Annotated in this window: 15 protein-coding genes; 7 read left to right on the top strand and 8 right to left on the bottom strand. The window is 63.5% G+C overall.

The genetic code is table 11. The features are described 5' to 3' along the window. Nucleotides 1-47 precede the first annotated feature (47 nt). The 3 genes from ACSSVC_RS11495 to ACSSVC_RS11485 all read left to right on the top strand — a co-directional run bounded on the left by ACSSVC_RS11495 (nt 48) and on the right by ACSSVC_RS11485 (nt 3,456). On the top strand, nt 48-1,124 hold the full coding sequence (locus ACSSVC_RS11495) for a DUF748 domain-containing protein (RefSeq protein WP_346634847.1): 1,077 nt from the start codon (nt 48-50) through the stop codon (nt 1,122-1,124). Between the two features lie 143 nt (nt 1,125-1,267). Then, nucleotides 1,268-2,113: an AAA family ATPase gene (locus tag ACSSVC_RS11490; RefSeq protein WP_346634848.1), complete on the top strand. Its 846-nt coding sequence runs from the start codon at nt 1,268-1,270 to the stop codon at nt 2,111-2,113. A gap of 164 nt (nt 2,114-2,277) precedes the next feature. Continuing rightward, nucleotides 2,278-3,456 carry a vWA domain-containing protein gene (locus ACSSVC_RS11485; protein WP_123726433.1) on the top strand — a complete coding sequence of 393 codons (1,179 nt, stop codon included), beginning with the start codon at nt 2,278-2,280 and terminating at the stop codon, nt 3,454-3,456. A gap of 72 nt (nt 3,457-3,528) precedes the next feature. On the opposite strand, the gene ACSSVC_RS11480 is transcribed toward ACSSVC_RS11485, so the two are convergent. The 4 genes from ACSSVC_RS11480 to ACSSVC_RS11465 form a co-directional block, all read right to left on the bottom strand. Next, entirely contained in the window at nt 3,529-4,446 is a 918-nt protein-coding gene (locus ACSSVC_RS11480) for a 5-oxoprolinase subunit C family protein (RefSeq protein WP_492612297.1), read from the bottom strand. Next, the gene (pxpB, locus tag ACSSVC_RS11475; RefSeq protein ID WP_346634850.1) at nt 4,443-5,147 is read right to left on the bottom strand and encodes a 5-oxoprolinase subunit PxpB; all 705 of its coding nucleotides are present in this window, start codon (nt 5,145-5,147) and stop codon (nt 4,443-4,445) included. Before pxpB ends, ACSSVC_RS11480 begins: the two co-directional genes overlap by 4 nt. Then, nucleotides 5,144-5,896: a 5-oxoprolinase subunit PxpA gene (locus tag ACSSVC_RS11470; RefSeq protein WP_492612296.1), complete on the bottom strand. Its 753-nt coding sequence runs from the start codon at nt 5,894-5,896 to the stop codon at nt 5,144-5,146. The genes pxpB and ACSSVC_RS11470 overlap by 4 nt, the downstream gene beginning before the upstream one ends. A 71-nt stretch (nt 5,897-5,967) precedes the next feature. Beyond that, nucleotides 5,968-7,251, bottom strand: a complete 1,284-nt coding sequence (locus tag ACSSVC_RS11465) for an MFS transporter (RefSeq protein ID WP_492612295.1) — start codon at nt 7,249-7,251, stop codon at nt 5,968-5,970. A 138-nt stretch (nt 7,252-7,389) separates the two neighbouring features. Here ACSSVC_RS11465 and ACSSVC_RS11460 point away from each other — a divergent pair, with 138 nt between their 5' ends. Continuing rightward, nucleotides 7,390-8,310 carry a LysR family transcriptional regulator gene (locus ACSSVC_RS11460; RefSeq protein WP_346634853.1) on the top strand — a complete coding sequence of 307 codons (921 nt, stop codon included), beginning with the start codon at nt 7,390-7,392 and terminating at the stop codon, nt 8,308-8,310. A gap of 284 nt (nt 8,311-8,594) precedes the next feature. Here the strand turns inward: ACSSVC_RS11460 and ACSSVC_RS11455 are convergent, their stop codons facing one another. The 3 genes from ACSSVC_RS11455 to ACSSVC_RS11445 are packed head-to-tail and all read right to left on the bottom strand — an operon-like array spanning nt 8,595 to nt 10,454. Next, nucleotides 8,595-9,137 (bottom strand): DUF2937 family protein, encoded by a 543-nt coding sequence (locus tag ACSSVC_RS11455; protein ID WP_346634854.1) that lies wholly within the window; start codon nt 9,135-9,137, stop codon nt 8,595-8,597. A gap of 10 nt (nt 9,138-9,147) precedes the next feature. Beyond that, nucleotides 9,148-9,924, bottom strand: coding sequence for a class II glutamine amidotransferase (locus ACSSVC_RS11450; protein ID WP_123726440.1), 777 nt, complete (start codon nt 9,922-9,924; stop codon nt 9,148-9,150). Nucleotides 9,925-9,956: 32 nt separating this feature from the next. Further along, nucleotides 9,957-10,454: an MFS transporter gene (locus ACSSVC_RS11445; protein ID WP_492612294.1), complete on the bottom strand. Its 498-nt coding sequence runs from the start codon at nt 10,452-10,454 to the stop codon at nt 9,957-9,959. A 100-nt stretch (nt 10,455-10,554) separates the two neighbouring features. Between ACSSVC_RS11445 and ACSSVC_RS11440 the strand changes: the two genes are divergently transcribed. Together ACSSVC_RS11440 and ACSSVC_RS11435 are read left to right on the top strand one after the other, a co-directional pair. Continuing rightward, nucleotides 10,555-12,609, top strand: a complete 2,055-nt coding sequence (locus ACSSVC_RS11440) for a S9 family peptidase (protein WP_404938633.1) — start codon at nt 10,555-10,557, stop codon at nt 12,607-12,609. 103 nt (nt 12,610-12,712) lie between these two features. Next, entirely contained in the window at nt 12,713-13,186 is a 474-nt protein-coding gene (locus tag ACSSVC_RS11435) for a cyclic nucleotide-binding domain-containing protein (protein WP_446438913.1), read from the top strand. Here ACSSVC_RS11435 and ACSSVC_RS11430 read toward each other — a convergent pair. Beyond that, nucleotides 13,183-13,497 (bottom strand): hypothetical protein, encoded by a 315-nt coding sequence (locus ACSSVC_RS11430; RefSeq protein WP_123726443.1) that lies wholly within the window; start codon nt 13,495-13,497, stop codon nt 13,183-13,185. The genes ACSSVC_RS11435 and ACSSVC_RS11430 overlap by 4 nt on opposite strands. 75 nt (nt 13,498-13,572) lie before the next feature. On the opposite strand from ACSSVC_RS11430, the gene ACSSVC_RS11425 reads away from it, so the two are divergent. Then, entirely contained in the window at nt 13,573-14,259 is a 687-nt protein-coding gene (locus ACSSVC_RS11425) for a spermidine synthase (RefSeq protein ID WP_446438914.1), read from the top strand. The last annotated feature ends 11 nt before the right edge of the window (nt 14,260-14,270 follow it).

The raw sequence follows: 14,270 nt of genomic DNA, 5'->3' as shown, positions 1-14,270 counted from the left end.
GCGGCCCCAGGCAGTCAATGCCTTTATACGGCTGGAGACTGCTGATCATGAAACGTCGTTACCGTTGGCCCCTATGGACCCTGGCCGGCCTGCTGGTCCTGCTGCTGGCCCTGCACTTCACCCTGCCCTATCTGGTGCGCGACTACCTGAATGACAAACTGGCGGACATGGGCGACTACCGTGGCCAGATCAGCGATATCGACCTGGCCCTGTGGCGCGGCGCCTACCGCATCAACGGGCTGGAGATCGTCAAGGTCAGCGGCAAGGTGCCGGTGCCCTTCGTCAAGGCGCCGCTGATCGACTTGGCGGTGAGCTGGCATTCCCTGTGGTACGACCACGCCGTGGTGGCCAAGGTACAGTTCGTCCAGCCGGAGCTGAACTTCGTCGATGGTGGCGCGGACAAGCAAGCCTCGCAGACCGGTGAAGGCACCGACTGGCGGGCCCAGTTGGGCAAGCTGTTGCCCATCACCCTCGACGAGGTGCGGATCAGCGACGGCAAGATCCACTTTCGCAACTTCAGTTCCACCCCCCCGGTGAACATCGGCGCCACCCAGGTCAATGCCAGTTTCTACAACCTGACCAACGTGGTGGATACCCAGGGCAAGCGCGATGCGCGCTTCGACGGCAAGGCCCTGCTGCAAGGCCAGGCCCCCATGGAAAGCACCGCCACCTTCGATCCCCTGAGCAATTTCGAGGACTTCGAATTCCGTCTGCGGGCCCGGGATATCGAACTCAAGCGCTTCAACGACTTCGCCTCGGCCTACGGCAAGTTCGACTTCAATGCCGGCCACGGCGACGTGGTGATCGAAGCCCAGGCCGAGAAGGGCCAACTGCACGGCTATATCAAGCCGTTGCTGCGGGACGTGGAAATCTTCAATTGGCAGCAGGATGTGCAGAACCGCAACAAGGGGATATTGCGCTCGGTATGGGAAGCCCTGGTGGGAGCCGGGGAAAACCTGCTGAAGAACCAGCGCAAGAACCAGTTCGCCACCCGGGTCGAACTCAGCGGCAGCGTGCACCAGCAAGATATCAGCGCATTCCAGGCGTTTTTGCAGATTTTGCGCAACGGGTTCATCCAGGCCTTCAATGCCCGTTACGAACAACCCAAGCCCTCGACTGACTGAGTCACCCCGTGACGCTCCATTCAGAGACTGAATGGGGCGTCCACGTTCACAGTCGACCGGGCAGCGCGTTATAGTCGCGCCATCACTCCCCATTCAATCGACCTGCCCCGGGCAGCTCGCCGTCACCGTTCGAGGAATTGCAGATGAAGTTCGAAGGCACCCGTGCATACGTCGCCACCGATGACCTGAAGCTGGCAGTCAATGCCGCCATCACCCTGGAGCGGCCGTTGCTGGTCAAGGGCGAACCCGGCACCGGCAAGACCATGCTCGCCGAGCAACTGGCCGAATCCTTTGGCGCCAAGCTGATCACCTGGCACATCAAGTCCACCACCAAGGCCCACCAGGGCCTCTACGAGTACGACGCGGTCAGCCGCCTGCGCGACTCCCAGCTGGGGGTGGACAAGGTCCACGACATCCGCAACTACCTGAAAAAAGGCAAGCTCTGGGAAGCCTTCGAGTCCGAGGAGCGGGTGATCCTGCTGATCGACGAAATCGACAAGGCGGACATCGAATTCCCCAACGACCTGCTGCAGGAACTCGACAAGATGGAGTTCTACGTCTACGAAATCGACGAGACCATCAAGGCCAAGCAGCGGCCGATCATCATCATTACCTCCAACAACGAGAAAGAGCTGCCGGACGCCTTCCTGCGTCGCTGCTTCTTCCACTACATCGCCTTCCCCGACCGCACCACCCTGCAGAAAATCGTCGACGTGCACTACCCCGACATCAAGAAAGACCTGGTCAGCGAAGCCCTGGACGTGTTCTTCGACGTGCGCAAAGTGCCGGGCCTGAAGAAGAAGCCCTCGACCTCGGAACTGGTGGACTGGCTCAAGCTGTTGATGGCCGACAACATCGGCGAAGCGGTGCTGCGCGAGCGTGATCCGACCAAGGCCATCCCGCCCCTGGCCGGCGCCCTGGTGAAAAACGAGCAGGATGTACAACTGCTGGAGCGCCTGGCATTCATGAGCCGTCGCGGAAATCGCTAGGCTCTGCCCAGAAGCGGCCTGCGCGTCGATCATGCTGCGTTAAAAACAGGTTCGGAATGCTCATTTAGCAGGCTAAACTCCGCTTCCTCTCCTGTTTTTGCCTTGCCTGATCGCCGCTCGGCGAGCTTCTGAACAGACCCAAAGATTATTAGAGAGCGATAGACATGCTGCTCAACCTGTTCAATGAAATGCGCGCGGCCAAGGTGCCGGTGTCGGTGCGCGAGCTGCTGGACCTGATCAACGCGCTCAAGCAGCGCGTGACCTTCGCCGACATGGACGAGTTCTACTACCTCGCCCGGGCGATCCTGGTGAAGGATGAACGCCATTTCGACAAGTTCGACCGGGCCTTCGGTGCCTACTTCAACGGCCTGGAAAAACTCGATGACCACCTGCAGGCGCTGATCCCCGAGGATTGGCTGCGCAAGGAATTCGAGCGCTCCCTGAGCGATGAAGAACGGGCGCAGATCCAGTCCCTGGGCGGGCTGGACAAGCTCATCGAAGAGTTCAAGAAACGCCTGGAAGAACAGAAGGAACGCCACGCCGGCGGCAACAAGTGGATCGGCACCGGCGGCACCAGCCCCTTCGGCTCCGGCGGTTTCAACCCGGAAGGCATCCGCGTCGGCGACGCCGGCAAGCGCCAGGGCAAGGCGGTGAAAGTCTGGGACCAGCGCGAATACAAGAACCTCGACGACTCGGTGGAGCTGGGCACCCGCAACATCAAGGTGGCCCTGCGCCGGCTGCGCAAGTTCGCGCGCCAGGGGGCGGCGGAGGAGCTGGACATCGACGGCACCATCGACCACACCGCCCGCGATGCCGGGCTGCTGAACATCCAGATGCGCCCGGAGCGACGCAATAGCATCAAGCTGCTGTTGCTGTTCGACATCGGCGGTTCCATGGATGCCCACGTGAAGATCTGCGAGGAATTGTTCTCGGCCTGCAAGACCGAGTTCAAGCACCTGGAGTACTACTACTTCCACAACTTCATCTATGAATCGGTGTGGAAGAACAACATGCGCCGCGGCTCCGAGCGCACCTCGACCCAGGACCTGCTGCACAAGTACGGCGCCGACTACAAAGTGATCTTCGTCGGTGACGCCGCCATGGCGCCCTACGAAATCACCCAGGCCGGCGGCAGCGTCGAGCACTGGAACGAAGAAGCCGGCTACGTGTGGATGCAGCGCTTCATGGAAAAGTACAAGAAGCTCATCTGGATCAATCCCTACCCGAAAGACACCTGGGGCTACACCGCTTCGACCAACATCGTCCGCGATCTGATCGAGGACCAGATGTACCCGCTGACCTTGCGCGGCCTGGAAGAAGGCATGCGCTTCCTGTCCAAATAAACCCGTTCGCCAGCCAGCTGGCTCCTACACAACCCTGTAGGAGCCGGCTTGCCGGCGAAGCTCTTCAGCCCCTCACCCGAACCGGCGCAGGAACGCCACCTGCTGCCGATGCGCCGTCTCTTGCACCACCGGCGTCAAACGCAGCTCACTGCCCGGCAAACACTGCGCCAGGCGCGCCAGTGACAGCGGCGTCAACGCCCCTAATCGCGGATAGCCGCCAATGGTCTGCCGATCATTGAGCAGGACGATTGGCTGGCCGTCCGGCGGCACCTGGATCGCCCCCAGGGGAATGCCCTCGGAAATCATTGGCCGGCCCTGATACTGCAAGGTCGGCCCCAGCAAGCGAGCTCCCATGCGATCCGCCCGGCTGTCCAGGGTCCAGGTGCTGTTGAAGGCGTCGAACAGGCTCAACCCGCTGAACTGGCCGATCTGCGCACCCAGGATCACCTCCAGCGGTGCAGCGGATTGCAAATCCGGCAACTGCGCAGCCGACAGACTCCTGAGCGCACCACCGGTTCCCGAATAGCTCAGTACTCCCCCCTCACTCAGCGCCCGACCGTAACCATCAAGCCCACCGAGAGCCTCGCGCAGCACACTGGCGCAACTGCCCAACACCTTGGGCGCATCGAAACCGCCAGGGGCCGCCAGATAGGCCCGAGCCCCAAAGAACGGCTGGGTGAATCGCAGGCGCTGGCCTTTTTGCAGGATGAAACTGCGCCCCGGGGTCAAAGGCCGCTCATCGACATAGGCCCCAAGATCGGCCCCGGCCAGGGCCAGCAGGCAATAATCCTCGGCCAGCAGGGTGAAACCGCCCAGGGTGATTTCCACCACGGGTGCATCCAGGGCGTTGCCCAGCAGCCAGTTGGCCCAGGACATGGACACCCAGTCCAGCGCCCCGCCCTGGGTCACCCCCAGGTGGCGCACGCCAAAGCGTCCGCCATCCTGCAGCAGGCACAAAGGCGTGCTGGCCTCGATCGACAGGCGACTCATGCCGGCACCTCCAGCGGCGTGTCATCGCCCCCCAGGCGGATGAACTCGGCATGCTCCACCGGGGTAAAACGCACCCGATCCCCAGGTTGCATCAGGCTGTAGCCATCAAGCTCGCGATCGAACAGTCGACTCGGGGTGCGACCAATCAGGTTCCAGCCCCCCGGCGACACCACCGGATAAGCCGCCGTCTGGCGCTCGGCAATGCCGACGCTACCCGCTGCCACACGCTTGCGCGGGGTGTTCAGCCTGGGCGCCGCCAACCGCTCCTCCACCAGCCCCATAAAAGCGAACCCGGGAGCGAAGCCCAGGGCAAACACCTGGTACTCACGCTGGCTGTGACGCTGGATCACTTCGGCCACCGACAGCCCGCTGCGCCGGGACAGCAGCGCCAGTTCAGGCCCTACACTGGGGTCGTACCACACCGGCAATACATGCTCGCGCCCAGCCTGAGCGCTACCGGGCGCCAGATCGGTCAAGGCCAGCTCGATCCGCGCGCGGGCCTCGGACGGGCTCAAGGCCTGTAGGTCGTAATGCACCATCAGCGTGGTGTAGGACGGCACCAGATCGATCAGTTGTTCACCGAAAGCCTGGCGCAGGCCCTCGGCGGCGGCCAGCATCCAGGGCATGTTGTCCTCGGCGATCACCTCGAACAGCCGCACCATCAGGCAGTCGATGGCGACTACTTCAACCTGTGGCTTCATAGGCCGGACTGCTGGTTCAGGGCTTCGCGAATGCGCTGCACCGCCGCCACCGAACTGGCGTTGTCGCCATGCACGCACAGGGTGTTGGCGTGCAGCAGCAAGGCGCTGCCGTCACTGGCGGTCAAGGTTTCGCCCCGGGCAATGGTCAGGGCCTGCTGGAGAATCGTTTGCGCTTCATGGTGCACCGCCCCCGGCAACTGCCGCGACAGTAGATGCCCGGCGTTGTCGTAGGCACGGTCGGCAAAAGCCTCGAACCACAGGGTCACACCGTATTCATCGCCCAAGGCCTGGGCCGCGCTATTGTCGCGAGTGGCCATGAGCATCAATGGCAGCTGCGGGTCGTAGGCCGCCACCGCCTGGATCACCGCCCGCAACTGGGCGGGCTTGGCCATCATGTCGTTGTACATCGCGCCGTGGGGTTTGACGTACTCGACCCGGCCGCCCTGGGCCCGGCAGATGCCATCCAGCGCACCGATCTGATAGTGCAGCAGGTCCTGGATTTCCTGGGGCGAGTAGCTCATGGAGCGGCGGCCAAAGCCTGCCAGGTCCTGATACGCCGGGTGGGCGCCAATGCGCACGCCGTTGGCCAGGGCCAGGGCCACGGTCTTGCGCATGATGCCTGGGTCGCCGGCATGGAAGCCGCAGGCAATGTTGGCGCAGTCGATAAAAGGCATCACCTCGGCATCCAGCCCCAGGGTCCAGTTGCCAAAGCTTTCGCCGATGTCGCAATTCAATAACAGGCGGCTCACGGTCAGTGCTCCTGTGGTTCTTATAAGGTTCGGTTGCGGGGCGGTCGCGCAATGCTCCCGCAGATTATCAGTTAGCGGGCCTCGAGTTCCTTGCCACGAGTTTCCGGCAGGCTCAGGGCCGCCAGCACCACTACGCCGTAGGACACCGCGGCAAAGGTGCCAATGGCCACGCTCAGCGGCACATGCTGGCTCAACAGGCCGATCAGCAGTGGGAACAGCGCCGCCAGCGCCCGGCCGCTGTTGTAGCAGAAACCCTGGCCGGAACCGCGGATGCGCGTGGGGAACAGTTCCGTCAGGAACGCCCCCATGCCGCTGAAAATGCCCGAAGCGAAAAAGCCCAGGGGAAAGCCCAGCCAGAGCATCACTGCGTTGCTCACCGGCAACTGGGTGTAGAGCAGGACAATGGTGAAAGAACCGGCGGCGAACAGCACGAAGTTCTTCTTGCGGCCGAGAATATCCGTCAGGTAGGCGCTGATCACATACCCCACGTAGGAGCCGGCGATCACCATGGCCAGGTAGCCGCCGGTACTGAGCACGCTCAAGCCGCGCTCGGTCTTGAGGAAGGTCGGCAGCCAGAATGTGATGGCGTAGTAGCCGCCCTGGGCCCCTGCCGCCAGCAAGGAGGCGCGCAAGGTGGTGCTGAGAATCCCCGGGGCGAAGATCTCGTAGAACCGCGCCGGGTTGCTTGGCACTTCACGCGCCTTGGTTTCCCGGTAGACCTCGGGGTCCTTGACCAGGCGACGGACAAAGATCACGAAAATCGCCGGCAGGATGCCCAGCAGAAACAGCCCGCGCCAGGCATCTTCCGGCGGCAAGAGGGAGAACAGCAGCGCATACAGCAGCGCCGTCAGCCCCCAGCCCAGGGCCCAGCCGGATTGCACCATGCCCACCGCCTTGCCACGGTTCTTGGCGCGGATCACTTCGCCGATTAGCACCGCTCCGGCAGTCCACTCGCCGCCGAAGCCGAACCCCATCAAGGTGCGGGCGATCAGCAACTGTTCGTAGTTCTGCGCAAGACCGCAAAGAAAGGTGAAGACGGCGAACCACAGCACCGTGAGTTGCAGGGTGCGTACCCGGCCGATGCGGTCGGAAAGAATTCCGGCGATCCAGCCGCCCAGGGCGGAGGCCAGCAAGGTGCTGGTATGGATCAGGCCGGCTTCGGCGGAAGTGATGCCCCACAGCGCGATCAGGGTCGGGATCACGAAGCTGAGCATCTGGGTGTCCATGCCATCCAGGCCATAACCAATCTTGCAGCTCCAGAATGTCCGGCGTTCCTGCTGGTTGATGTCCCGGTACCAGTCAAACGGGCCGGCGCGGCGCGGAGCCTCGGCGGCCAGTGTTTCGGGCGCACTCATGGCGATCTCCAGGGTAGTGTTGTTGGTATTGTTCTGGGCCCCGACGACGCATATCGTGGGTTGGGCCATTCTTCGGTTCAGGCACAACCGGCGTCCAACTAATAAAAACCGCCCCAAGGCATAAGAAAAGTTGATCCCATGAATCTCAAGTTTCTCGAAACCTTCGTCTGGGTGGCGCGGCTCAAGAGCTTCAGCCTCACCGCGGAAAAACTCTTCACCACCCAGGCGGCGATCTCCAGCCGTATTGCGGTGCTGGAAGGCGAACTGGGGGTGAAGCTGTTCCTGCGCGACTCGCGGGGCGTCAGCCTGACCCCGGAAGGCCTCAAGGTGCTGGAGCACGCCGAGCAGATGCTCGACACCCTGCACGTGTTGAAACAGTCCATCGAGGCGCCGTCGAGCAAGGTCGGACGGATTCGCATCGGGGTCATGGACACGGTGATCCACACCTGGCTCAGCCCCCTGGTGGCGGAAATGATGGACCACTACCCGCAAGTGGACATCGAACTGGTGGCCGACACCTCGCTGAACCTGTGCGACCAGCTGCAAAAAGGCTTTCTCGACCTGGTGCTGCAGACCGACCTGCTGCGCCAGGAAAGCATCCGCAGCCTGGAGCTGGCCAGCCACCCGGTGGGCTGGATTGCCGCCAGCAATTCGATCTACAACCGCGACTACGCCAATCTCGCCGAGCTGGCCCGAGAGCGGATCATCACCTATTCGAAGAACTCCCTGCCCCACCAGCAGGTGCTGAGCCTGATGCAGGCCAACGGGGTGCTGGCGCCACGGCTCAATTGCGTCAACTCGGTGTCAGCCATCACCCGCCTGCTCAGGGACGGCTTCGGGATTGGCGCCCTGCCGCCGGTGCTGGTACGCGAGGAACTGGCCCGTGGCGAACTGACCTTGCTGGCCATCGACCAGCGCCCGCCCAACCTGCAGGTGGTGGTGTCGTGGCGCGTAGGCGTGGAGCTGGTGGAGGATATCGTGGAGCTGTGCCAGCGCGTGGTGCAGCGCTATGGGCAGAAAGTGGGCCAGGAGCACATCATCCTGATTGAGCCCGCATAGGCGTCGGCTTGCCAGCGAATGCACTCTTCAGCCTTGTGCCTGTCTTGCGGGCCTCTTCGCCGGCAAGCCGGCTCCTACACAGGCCCCGCTGGCGAGTCGACATCCGTAGGAGCTGGCTTGCCAGCGAATGCACTCTTCAGCCTTGTGCAGGTCTTGCAGGCCTCTTCGCCGGCAAGCCGGCTCCTACACAAACCCCGCTGGCGAGTCGACATCCGTAGGAGCTGGCTTGCCAGCGAATGCGCCAGCCTTGTGCAGGTGTTGCCGGCACCTGCAGTGCGGGGCGCTCAGAGGCCCTTGAGGTCGCGCTCTTCGATCGGACGGCTCTGGCGCAAACGCCGGCCTCCCAGCACCACCCAATCGATCAGGCGGTACAGGCACTCAAGTCCGAAGGACAGCAGCAAGGCGCCGCTCATGCCCCAGATCATCGCTTCCGGGGTCAGCAGGATCTGGTAGCTGTAGCCATCCCAGGTTTCCTTGCGGATATCCGGGTCGGCTGCCAGGGCCACTTGCAGCAGGCGGATGTACCAGGGGCCCTGCATCGCCTGGTATTGCTTGTCCAGGGCCAACTGACGATGAAGCAAGCCGCTCAGGCTCTCGGCATCGCTGCGAAACACCGGGTCCTCGCTGGCCCGGTAATGGGCCACCAGGGCGTTCAGGTCGCCCTTGAAAAACTGCGCGGCGGTGCCCTGGAAGCCCCGCAGGCTGTTCTGCGATTCAATCAGGTGGGCTTCCACGCGCTTGGCGTAATCGCTGATGAAACCCGGCACTTGCACACCGATCAACAGGCCGGCGGCGAACAACACCAGCCGCAGATAACTGAGCAACATAGGGATGTCCTTATTCGGTCTGGCCGTGGCTGACGCATTCACCGCGTCGCCACAGGCTCCATTGGCCCGGCTGGTAGCGGGTCCAGGTTTCGTTTTCAGTCAAGGGTTCGGTGGCGATCACCGTGACCACGTCGTTGGGGGTGGTTTCCGCCTGGAAATCGACAATCACATCGACGTCCTTGAGCCGGGCCGGACCGAATGGGGCACGTCGGGTGATCTGCGCCAGCTTGGTGGAGCAGAAGCAGAACAGCCAGTCACCGTCACTGAGCAAGCCATTGAACACGCCTTTGCTGCGGTATTCGCTGCAGGCCTGGATCAGGGTCGGCAGCAACTGCTCGACCTCCACCGGCTCGGGAAAGGCTTCGCGCACCCGGTTGAGCAGGTCACAGAACGCCGCCTCGCTGTCGGTATCCCCCACCGGGCGATAGAAACTGGCCTGGGGCTGGAAGTCCGCCAACTGGCCGTTATGGGCGAAGCACCAGTTACGGCCCCAGAGTTCACGGACAAAGGGATGGGTGTTGGCCAGGCAGACCTTGCCGACGTTGGCCTGGCGGATGTGGCCGATCACCACTTCGCTCTTGATCGGGTAGCGCTGCACCAGGTTGGCCACTTCCGACTCGCTGCTGGCCGCCGGGTCCTGGAACAGGCGCAGACCACGGCCTTCATAGAAAGCGATGCCCCAACCGTCGCGATGGGGGCCGGTACGGCCGCCGCGCTGCATCAGCCCGGTAAAGCTGAAGACGATATCGGTCGGTACATTGGCGCTCATGCCCAATAACTCACACATGCTCGGACTCTCGCTGCAATGCCGGGGCCAGGTTACAGACGCGGCTCGACCCGCGTGTTCAGGGGGGTGCCCGCAGCAGACGGACGACCATAACGGTCATTGCCGGCGCCGCCAAAGGGCTGGTCATCCTCCACTTCGGCAGCCTTGGCCGCGGCTTGCGCCGCTTCGTTGCGCTGGCGGCGCTCCTCGGCAGCACGCTCGATGGGCCAGCGGATCAGCACGAACAGCAGGTAGACGCCAAAGGCGATCATGCCGTACATGAACAGATCGGACACTGCGCGCCAGGCGTTGTTGCCGACCTTGAAGGCCATATCCAGGGCAGTGATGGCCACGGCCGGAGCATATTTTTCTTTGACAGGGTCGATGATGGTGGGGCTCAACAGCAGCACTGCCATCAGTACACGCAGCGGCTCGCGCAGCCAGCGCCACATCCAGCGGGTCAGGCGCATCCACACCAGCAGGCAGCCCAAAGCGGCAAAGGCGTAAAGGCCCCAGGCGATCAGATAGTCGTTCTCGGTCATGGTGTCCATGGCAAGGCAGGCAAAGAGGCGCTTATGATAACGACTTTTCCCGTGTCAGGCTGCACCGCCGTCTGCCAAGCCCTCATTTGTCTTCGTTCGAGAGCCACCCATGCCCCTACCCGCCAACGACAGCAGCGCCCCGATTGCCCACAAGGCCGAAGGCGCTGACCCGTATGCCTGGCTGCAGGAACGCGACACCGACGCGGTGCTCGACTACCTGAACGCTGAAAACAGCTACCAGGAAGCCCGGCTGGCCCACCAGGCGCCCCTGCGCGAGACACTGTTCCAGGAGATCAAGGGACGGATCCTCGAGACCGACCTGTCCCTGCCCTCCCCCTGGGGCCCGTACCTGTATTACACCCGCACCACCGCCGGTGACGAATACGCCCGGCACTATCGCTGCCCGCGCCCGGCAGACGACAGCCTGACGGTGGACGAAAGCCGCGAACAGCTGCTGCTGGACCCCAACGCCCTGGCCAACGGCGGTTTCTTCTCCCTCGGTGCCTTCAGCATCAGCCCCGACCACCAGCGCCTGGCCTACAGCCTCGACACCACCGGCGAGGAAATCTACACCCTGTTCATCAAGGAGCTGTCCAACGGCAAGGTCAGCGAGCTGTCCTTCGACAACTGCGACGGCAGCATGACCTGGGCCAACGACAGCCTGACCCTGTTCTTCGGCGAGCTGGACGACACCCATCGCCCGCACAAACTGTTCCGCTACCGTCTGGACGGCACTGCCGCCGAGGAGGTGTTCCACGAGCCGGACGGACGCTTCTTCCTGCACTGCTACCGCTCAAGCTCCGAGCGCCAATTGCTGCTGTCCCTGGGCAGCAAGACCACCGGCGAAACCTGGGCCCTGGACGCCGCGCAGCCGCAGCTGCCGTTCACCTGCCTGGCGCCACGGGTCGAGGGCCACGAATACGATGTCGATCACGGTCAACTCGACGGCCAGTGGACCTGGTTCATCCGCAGTAACCGCGAGGGCATCAACTTCGCCCTGTATCAGGCAGCCGACCAGGGTGCCATCCCCGAGGAAAGCGACTGGCAGCTGCTGGTCCCGCACAATCCCGAGGTGATGCTCGACGGCGTGACCCTCAACGCCGGCGCCATGACCCTGAGCCTGCGCGAAGGCGGCCTGCCGATCATCGAAGTGCATCCCCAGGACCTGCCCGTGTATCGCGTGCAACTGCCGGACGCGGCCTACAGCCTGCACGTGCAGAACAGCCTGGAGTTTTCCAGCGATCGCATCCGTCTGCGCTACGAGGCGCTGAATCGCCCGGCCCAGGTGCGCCAGCTGCAACTGGCCGACGGTCAACAGCAGGTGCTCAAGGAAACCCCGGTGCTGGGCCCCTTCGATGCCGACGCCTATGTCAGCCAGCGCCTCTGGGCCACCGCTGCCGACGGCACCCAGGTGCCCATCAGCCTGGTGGTCAAGCGCGAGTGCCTGGGCCAACCGACACCGCTGTACCTGTATGGCTACGGCGCCTATGGCGAGAGCCTCGATCCCTGGTTCTCCCATGCCCGCCTGAGCCTGCTGGATCGCGGCGTGGCCTTTGCCATCGCCCATGTGCGTGGCGGTGGCGAGCTGGGGGAAGCCTGGTATCGCGCCGGCAAGCAGGAGCACAAACAGAATACCTTCAGCGACTTCATCGCCTGCGCCGAACACCTGATCGCCCAGGGCCTGACCAGCGCCCAACAACTGGCCATCAGCGGCGGCAGTGCCGGCGGCCTGTTGATCGGCGCCGTGCTCAACCAGCGTCCCGAGCTGTTCCGGGCGGCTATCGCCGAAGTGCCTTTCGTCGACGTGCTCAACACCATGCTCGACCCGGACCTGCCACTGACCGTCACCGAGTACGACGAATGGGGCAATCCCGAGGAGCCTGAGGTCTATGAGCGGATCAAGGCTTACGCCCCCTATGAGAACGTCCGGGCCCAGGCCTACCCGGCGACCCTGGTGATCGCCGGTTACAACGACAGTCGCGTGCAGTACTGGGAAGCCGCCAAATGGGTGGCCAAACTGCGCGCCACCAAGACCGACGACAACCCGCTGCTGCTCAAGACCGAACTGGGTGCCGGTCATGGCGGCATGAGCGGCCGTTACCAGGGATTACGTGACGTAGCCCTCGAATATGCCTTTATCCTGAACATTCTGGGCCTGGACTGAGGAACTACCCGCGGCGCTCCTGTCTTAACACTGGACCGCCGCCGGCAACCGCCGGACCGGGCCTGCGCCCGTGCAACAGACACAAGAAAAAGACCCTGATCCCATGTCCGAACCCACCTTACTGAACAACGAGATCCGCGACTGGCTGATGGACTGCGGCCTGTTCGATCAACTGCTGCCCGCCGACTTCAACGCAGCAGCCGGCTATTTCAGCATCAGCAGTATCGCCAAGGGCGAAGCGATCTTTCATGAGGGCGATGCCGGCAGTTTCATGTGCATCATCCACAGCGGCCAGGTGGCCGTGCAAAAGAGCACCCTGGACGGCCAGCCGCTGACCATCGCCACCCTGCGCAGCGGCCGGGCCTTTGGCGAAATGGCAGTGCTCGATGGCGAGCGACGCTCGGCCACCTGCGTGGCGGCCAGTGATTGCCAGTTGCTCAACCTGGGCAAGGACTCCCTGGAAAAGATGCTCAACGATGCGCCGAAGATCGCCGCCAAGATCATCCGCGCCCTGGCTATTTCCCTGTCCAAGCGCCTGCGCATGGCCGACGGCCAGTTGCTCGCACAGCAGATCTAGGCTCCTTGCACCTTGGCCTTGTTGTCGTTCTGCTCCAGCCCCGGCAGAGTCTGGTCCTTGGGCGGCTTGGGCATATCGATCGGCGGTAGCAAGGGCGCGCTGCCACTGCTCCCGGCTTTCGGCGTACTGGGCGGGGTCACTTGCGGATAAGGCGTGGGGGTGGCCGTGCCCGGGGTGCCGAGGGTCGGCGTCGGGGTCACCACCGGGGCGCTTTGCGGCTCGTCGGCCAGGGCCGGGCCAGCACTCAGCGCCAGGGCGGCGGTCAGGGCGAGCGCCGCTTGGGCAATCACCGTTAGAATAGTGCGCTTCATCAATGGCTCCATTGCTATTGTCTGGCGTCAGGCTACTCCCAACCGGGAGCTTTTGCCTTCCTCAATGAGATCTCCATGAAACGTTTCGTACTGCTGGACACTACTCCGATTCCTGAAAACGGCGGTGCCTTGTGCCTGTTCGAATACGGTGAGGATTTCGTCATCAAGATCCAGGGCGGCGACGGCGGCCAATTGATGAACACCCGTATGCACGGCTCCGAGGATGCCCTGGCGCAGATTCCCTGCAGCAAGGTCGCCGGGCGCCCGAACTCGCGGGTGCTGATCGGCGGCCTGGGCATGGGCTTCACCCTGGCCGCGGCCCTCAAGCACCTGGGCCAGAGCGCCGAGGTGGTGGTGGCCGAACTGGTGCCCGGGGTGGTGGAATGGAACCGTGGCCCGCTCGGGGAAAAGTCCGGCCGGCCGCTGCTGGACCCGCGCACGGTGATCCGCCTGGAAGACGTGGCCAAGGTCCTGCAGGCCGAACCCCAGGGCTTCGACGCGATCATGCTCGACGTCGACAACGGCCCTGAAGGCCTGACCCAGAAAGCCAACAGCTGGCTCTACTCCAGCGCCGGCCTGGGTGCCTGTGCCCGGGCCCTGCGGCCCAAGGGCATCCTCGCGGTGTGGTCCGCCAGCGCCGACCAGAAATTCTCCGAGCGCCTGCGCAAGGCCGGTTTCAAGGCCGAGGAAGTGCAGGTGTACGCCCATGGCAATCGCGGCACCCGGCACACCATCTGGATTGCCGAGAAGCTCAAGGCCTGAGCTAAACTTTG

It is taken from the genome of Pseudomonas sp. E1BtOHC1 (genome assembly GCF_058744285.1).
The sequence above is the reverse complement of the archived record's forward strand: the minus strand, read 5'-3'. Positions and strand labels throughout refer to the sequence as shown.

Bases quoted from the DNA above. Each gene is read 5' to 3' on its own strand.
- ACSSVC_RS11495 (WP_346634847.1), top strand. From the start codon at position 48: ATGAAACGTCGTTACCGTTGGCCCCTATGGACCCTGGCCGGCCTGCTG.
- ACSSVC_RS11490 (WP_346634848.1), top strand. From the start codon at position 1,268: ATGAAGTTCGAAGGCACCCGTGCATACGTCGCCACCGATGACCTGAAG.
- ACSSVC_RS11485 (WP_123726433.1), top strand. From the start codon at position 2,278: ATGCTGCTCAACCTGTTCAATGAAATGCGCGCGGCCAAGGTGCCGGTG.
- ACSSVC_RS11480 (WP_492612297.1), bottom strand. From the start codon at position 4,446: ATGAGTCGCCTGTCGATCGAGGCCAGCACGCCTTTGTGCCTGCTGCAG.
- pxpB (WP_346634850.1), bottom strand. From the start codon at position 5,147: ATGAAGCCACAGGTTGAAGTAGTCGCCATCGACTGCCTGATGGTGCGG.
- ACSSVC_RS11465 (WP_492612295.1), bottom strand. From the start codon at position 7,251: ATGAGTGCGCCCGAAACACTGGCCGCCGAGGCTCCGCGCCGCGCCGGC.
- ACSSVC_RS11460 (WP_346634853.1), top strand. From the start codon at position 7,390: ATGAATCTCAAGTTTCTCGAAACCTTCGTCTGGGTGGCGCGGCTCAAG.
- ACSSVC_RS11455 (WP_346634854.1), bottom strand. From the start codon at position 9,137: ATGTTGCTCAGTTATCTGCGGCTGGTGTTGTTCGCCGCCGGCCTGTTG.
- ACSSVC_RS11450 (WP_123726440.1), bottom strand. From the start codon at position 9,924: ATGTGTGAGTTATTGGGCATGAGCGCCAATGTACCGACCGATATCGTC.
- ACSSVC_RS11445 (WP_492612294.1), bottom strand. From the start codon at position 10,454: ATGGACACCATGACCGAGAACGACTATCTGATCGCCTGGGGCCTTTAC.
- ACSSVC_RS11440 (WP_404938633.1), top strand. From the start codon at position 10,555: ATGCCCCTACCCGCCAACGACAGCAGCGCCCCGATTGCCCACAAGGCC.
- ACSSVC_RS11435 (WP_446438913.1), top strand. From the start codon at position 12,713: ATGTCCGAACCCACCTTACTGAACAACGAGATCCGCGACTGGCTGATG.
- ACSSVC_RS11430 (WP_123726443.1), bottom strand. From the start codon at position 13,497: ATGAAGCGCACTATTCTAACGGTGATTGCCCAAGCGGCGCTCGCCCTG.
- ACSSVC_RS11425 (WP_446438914.1), top strand. From the start codon at position 13,573: ATGAAACGTTTCGTACTGCTGGACACTACTCCGATTCCTGAAAACGGC.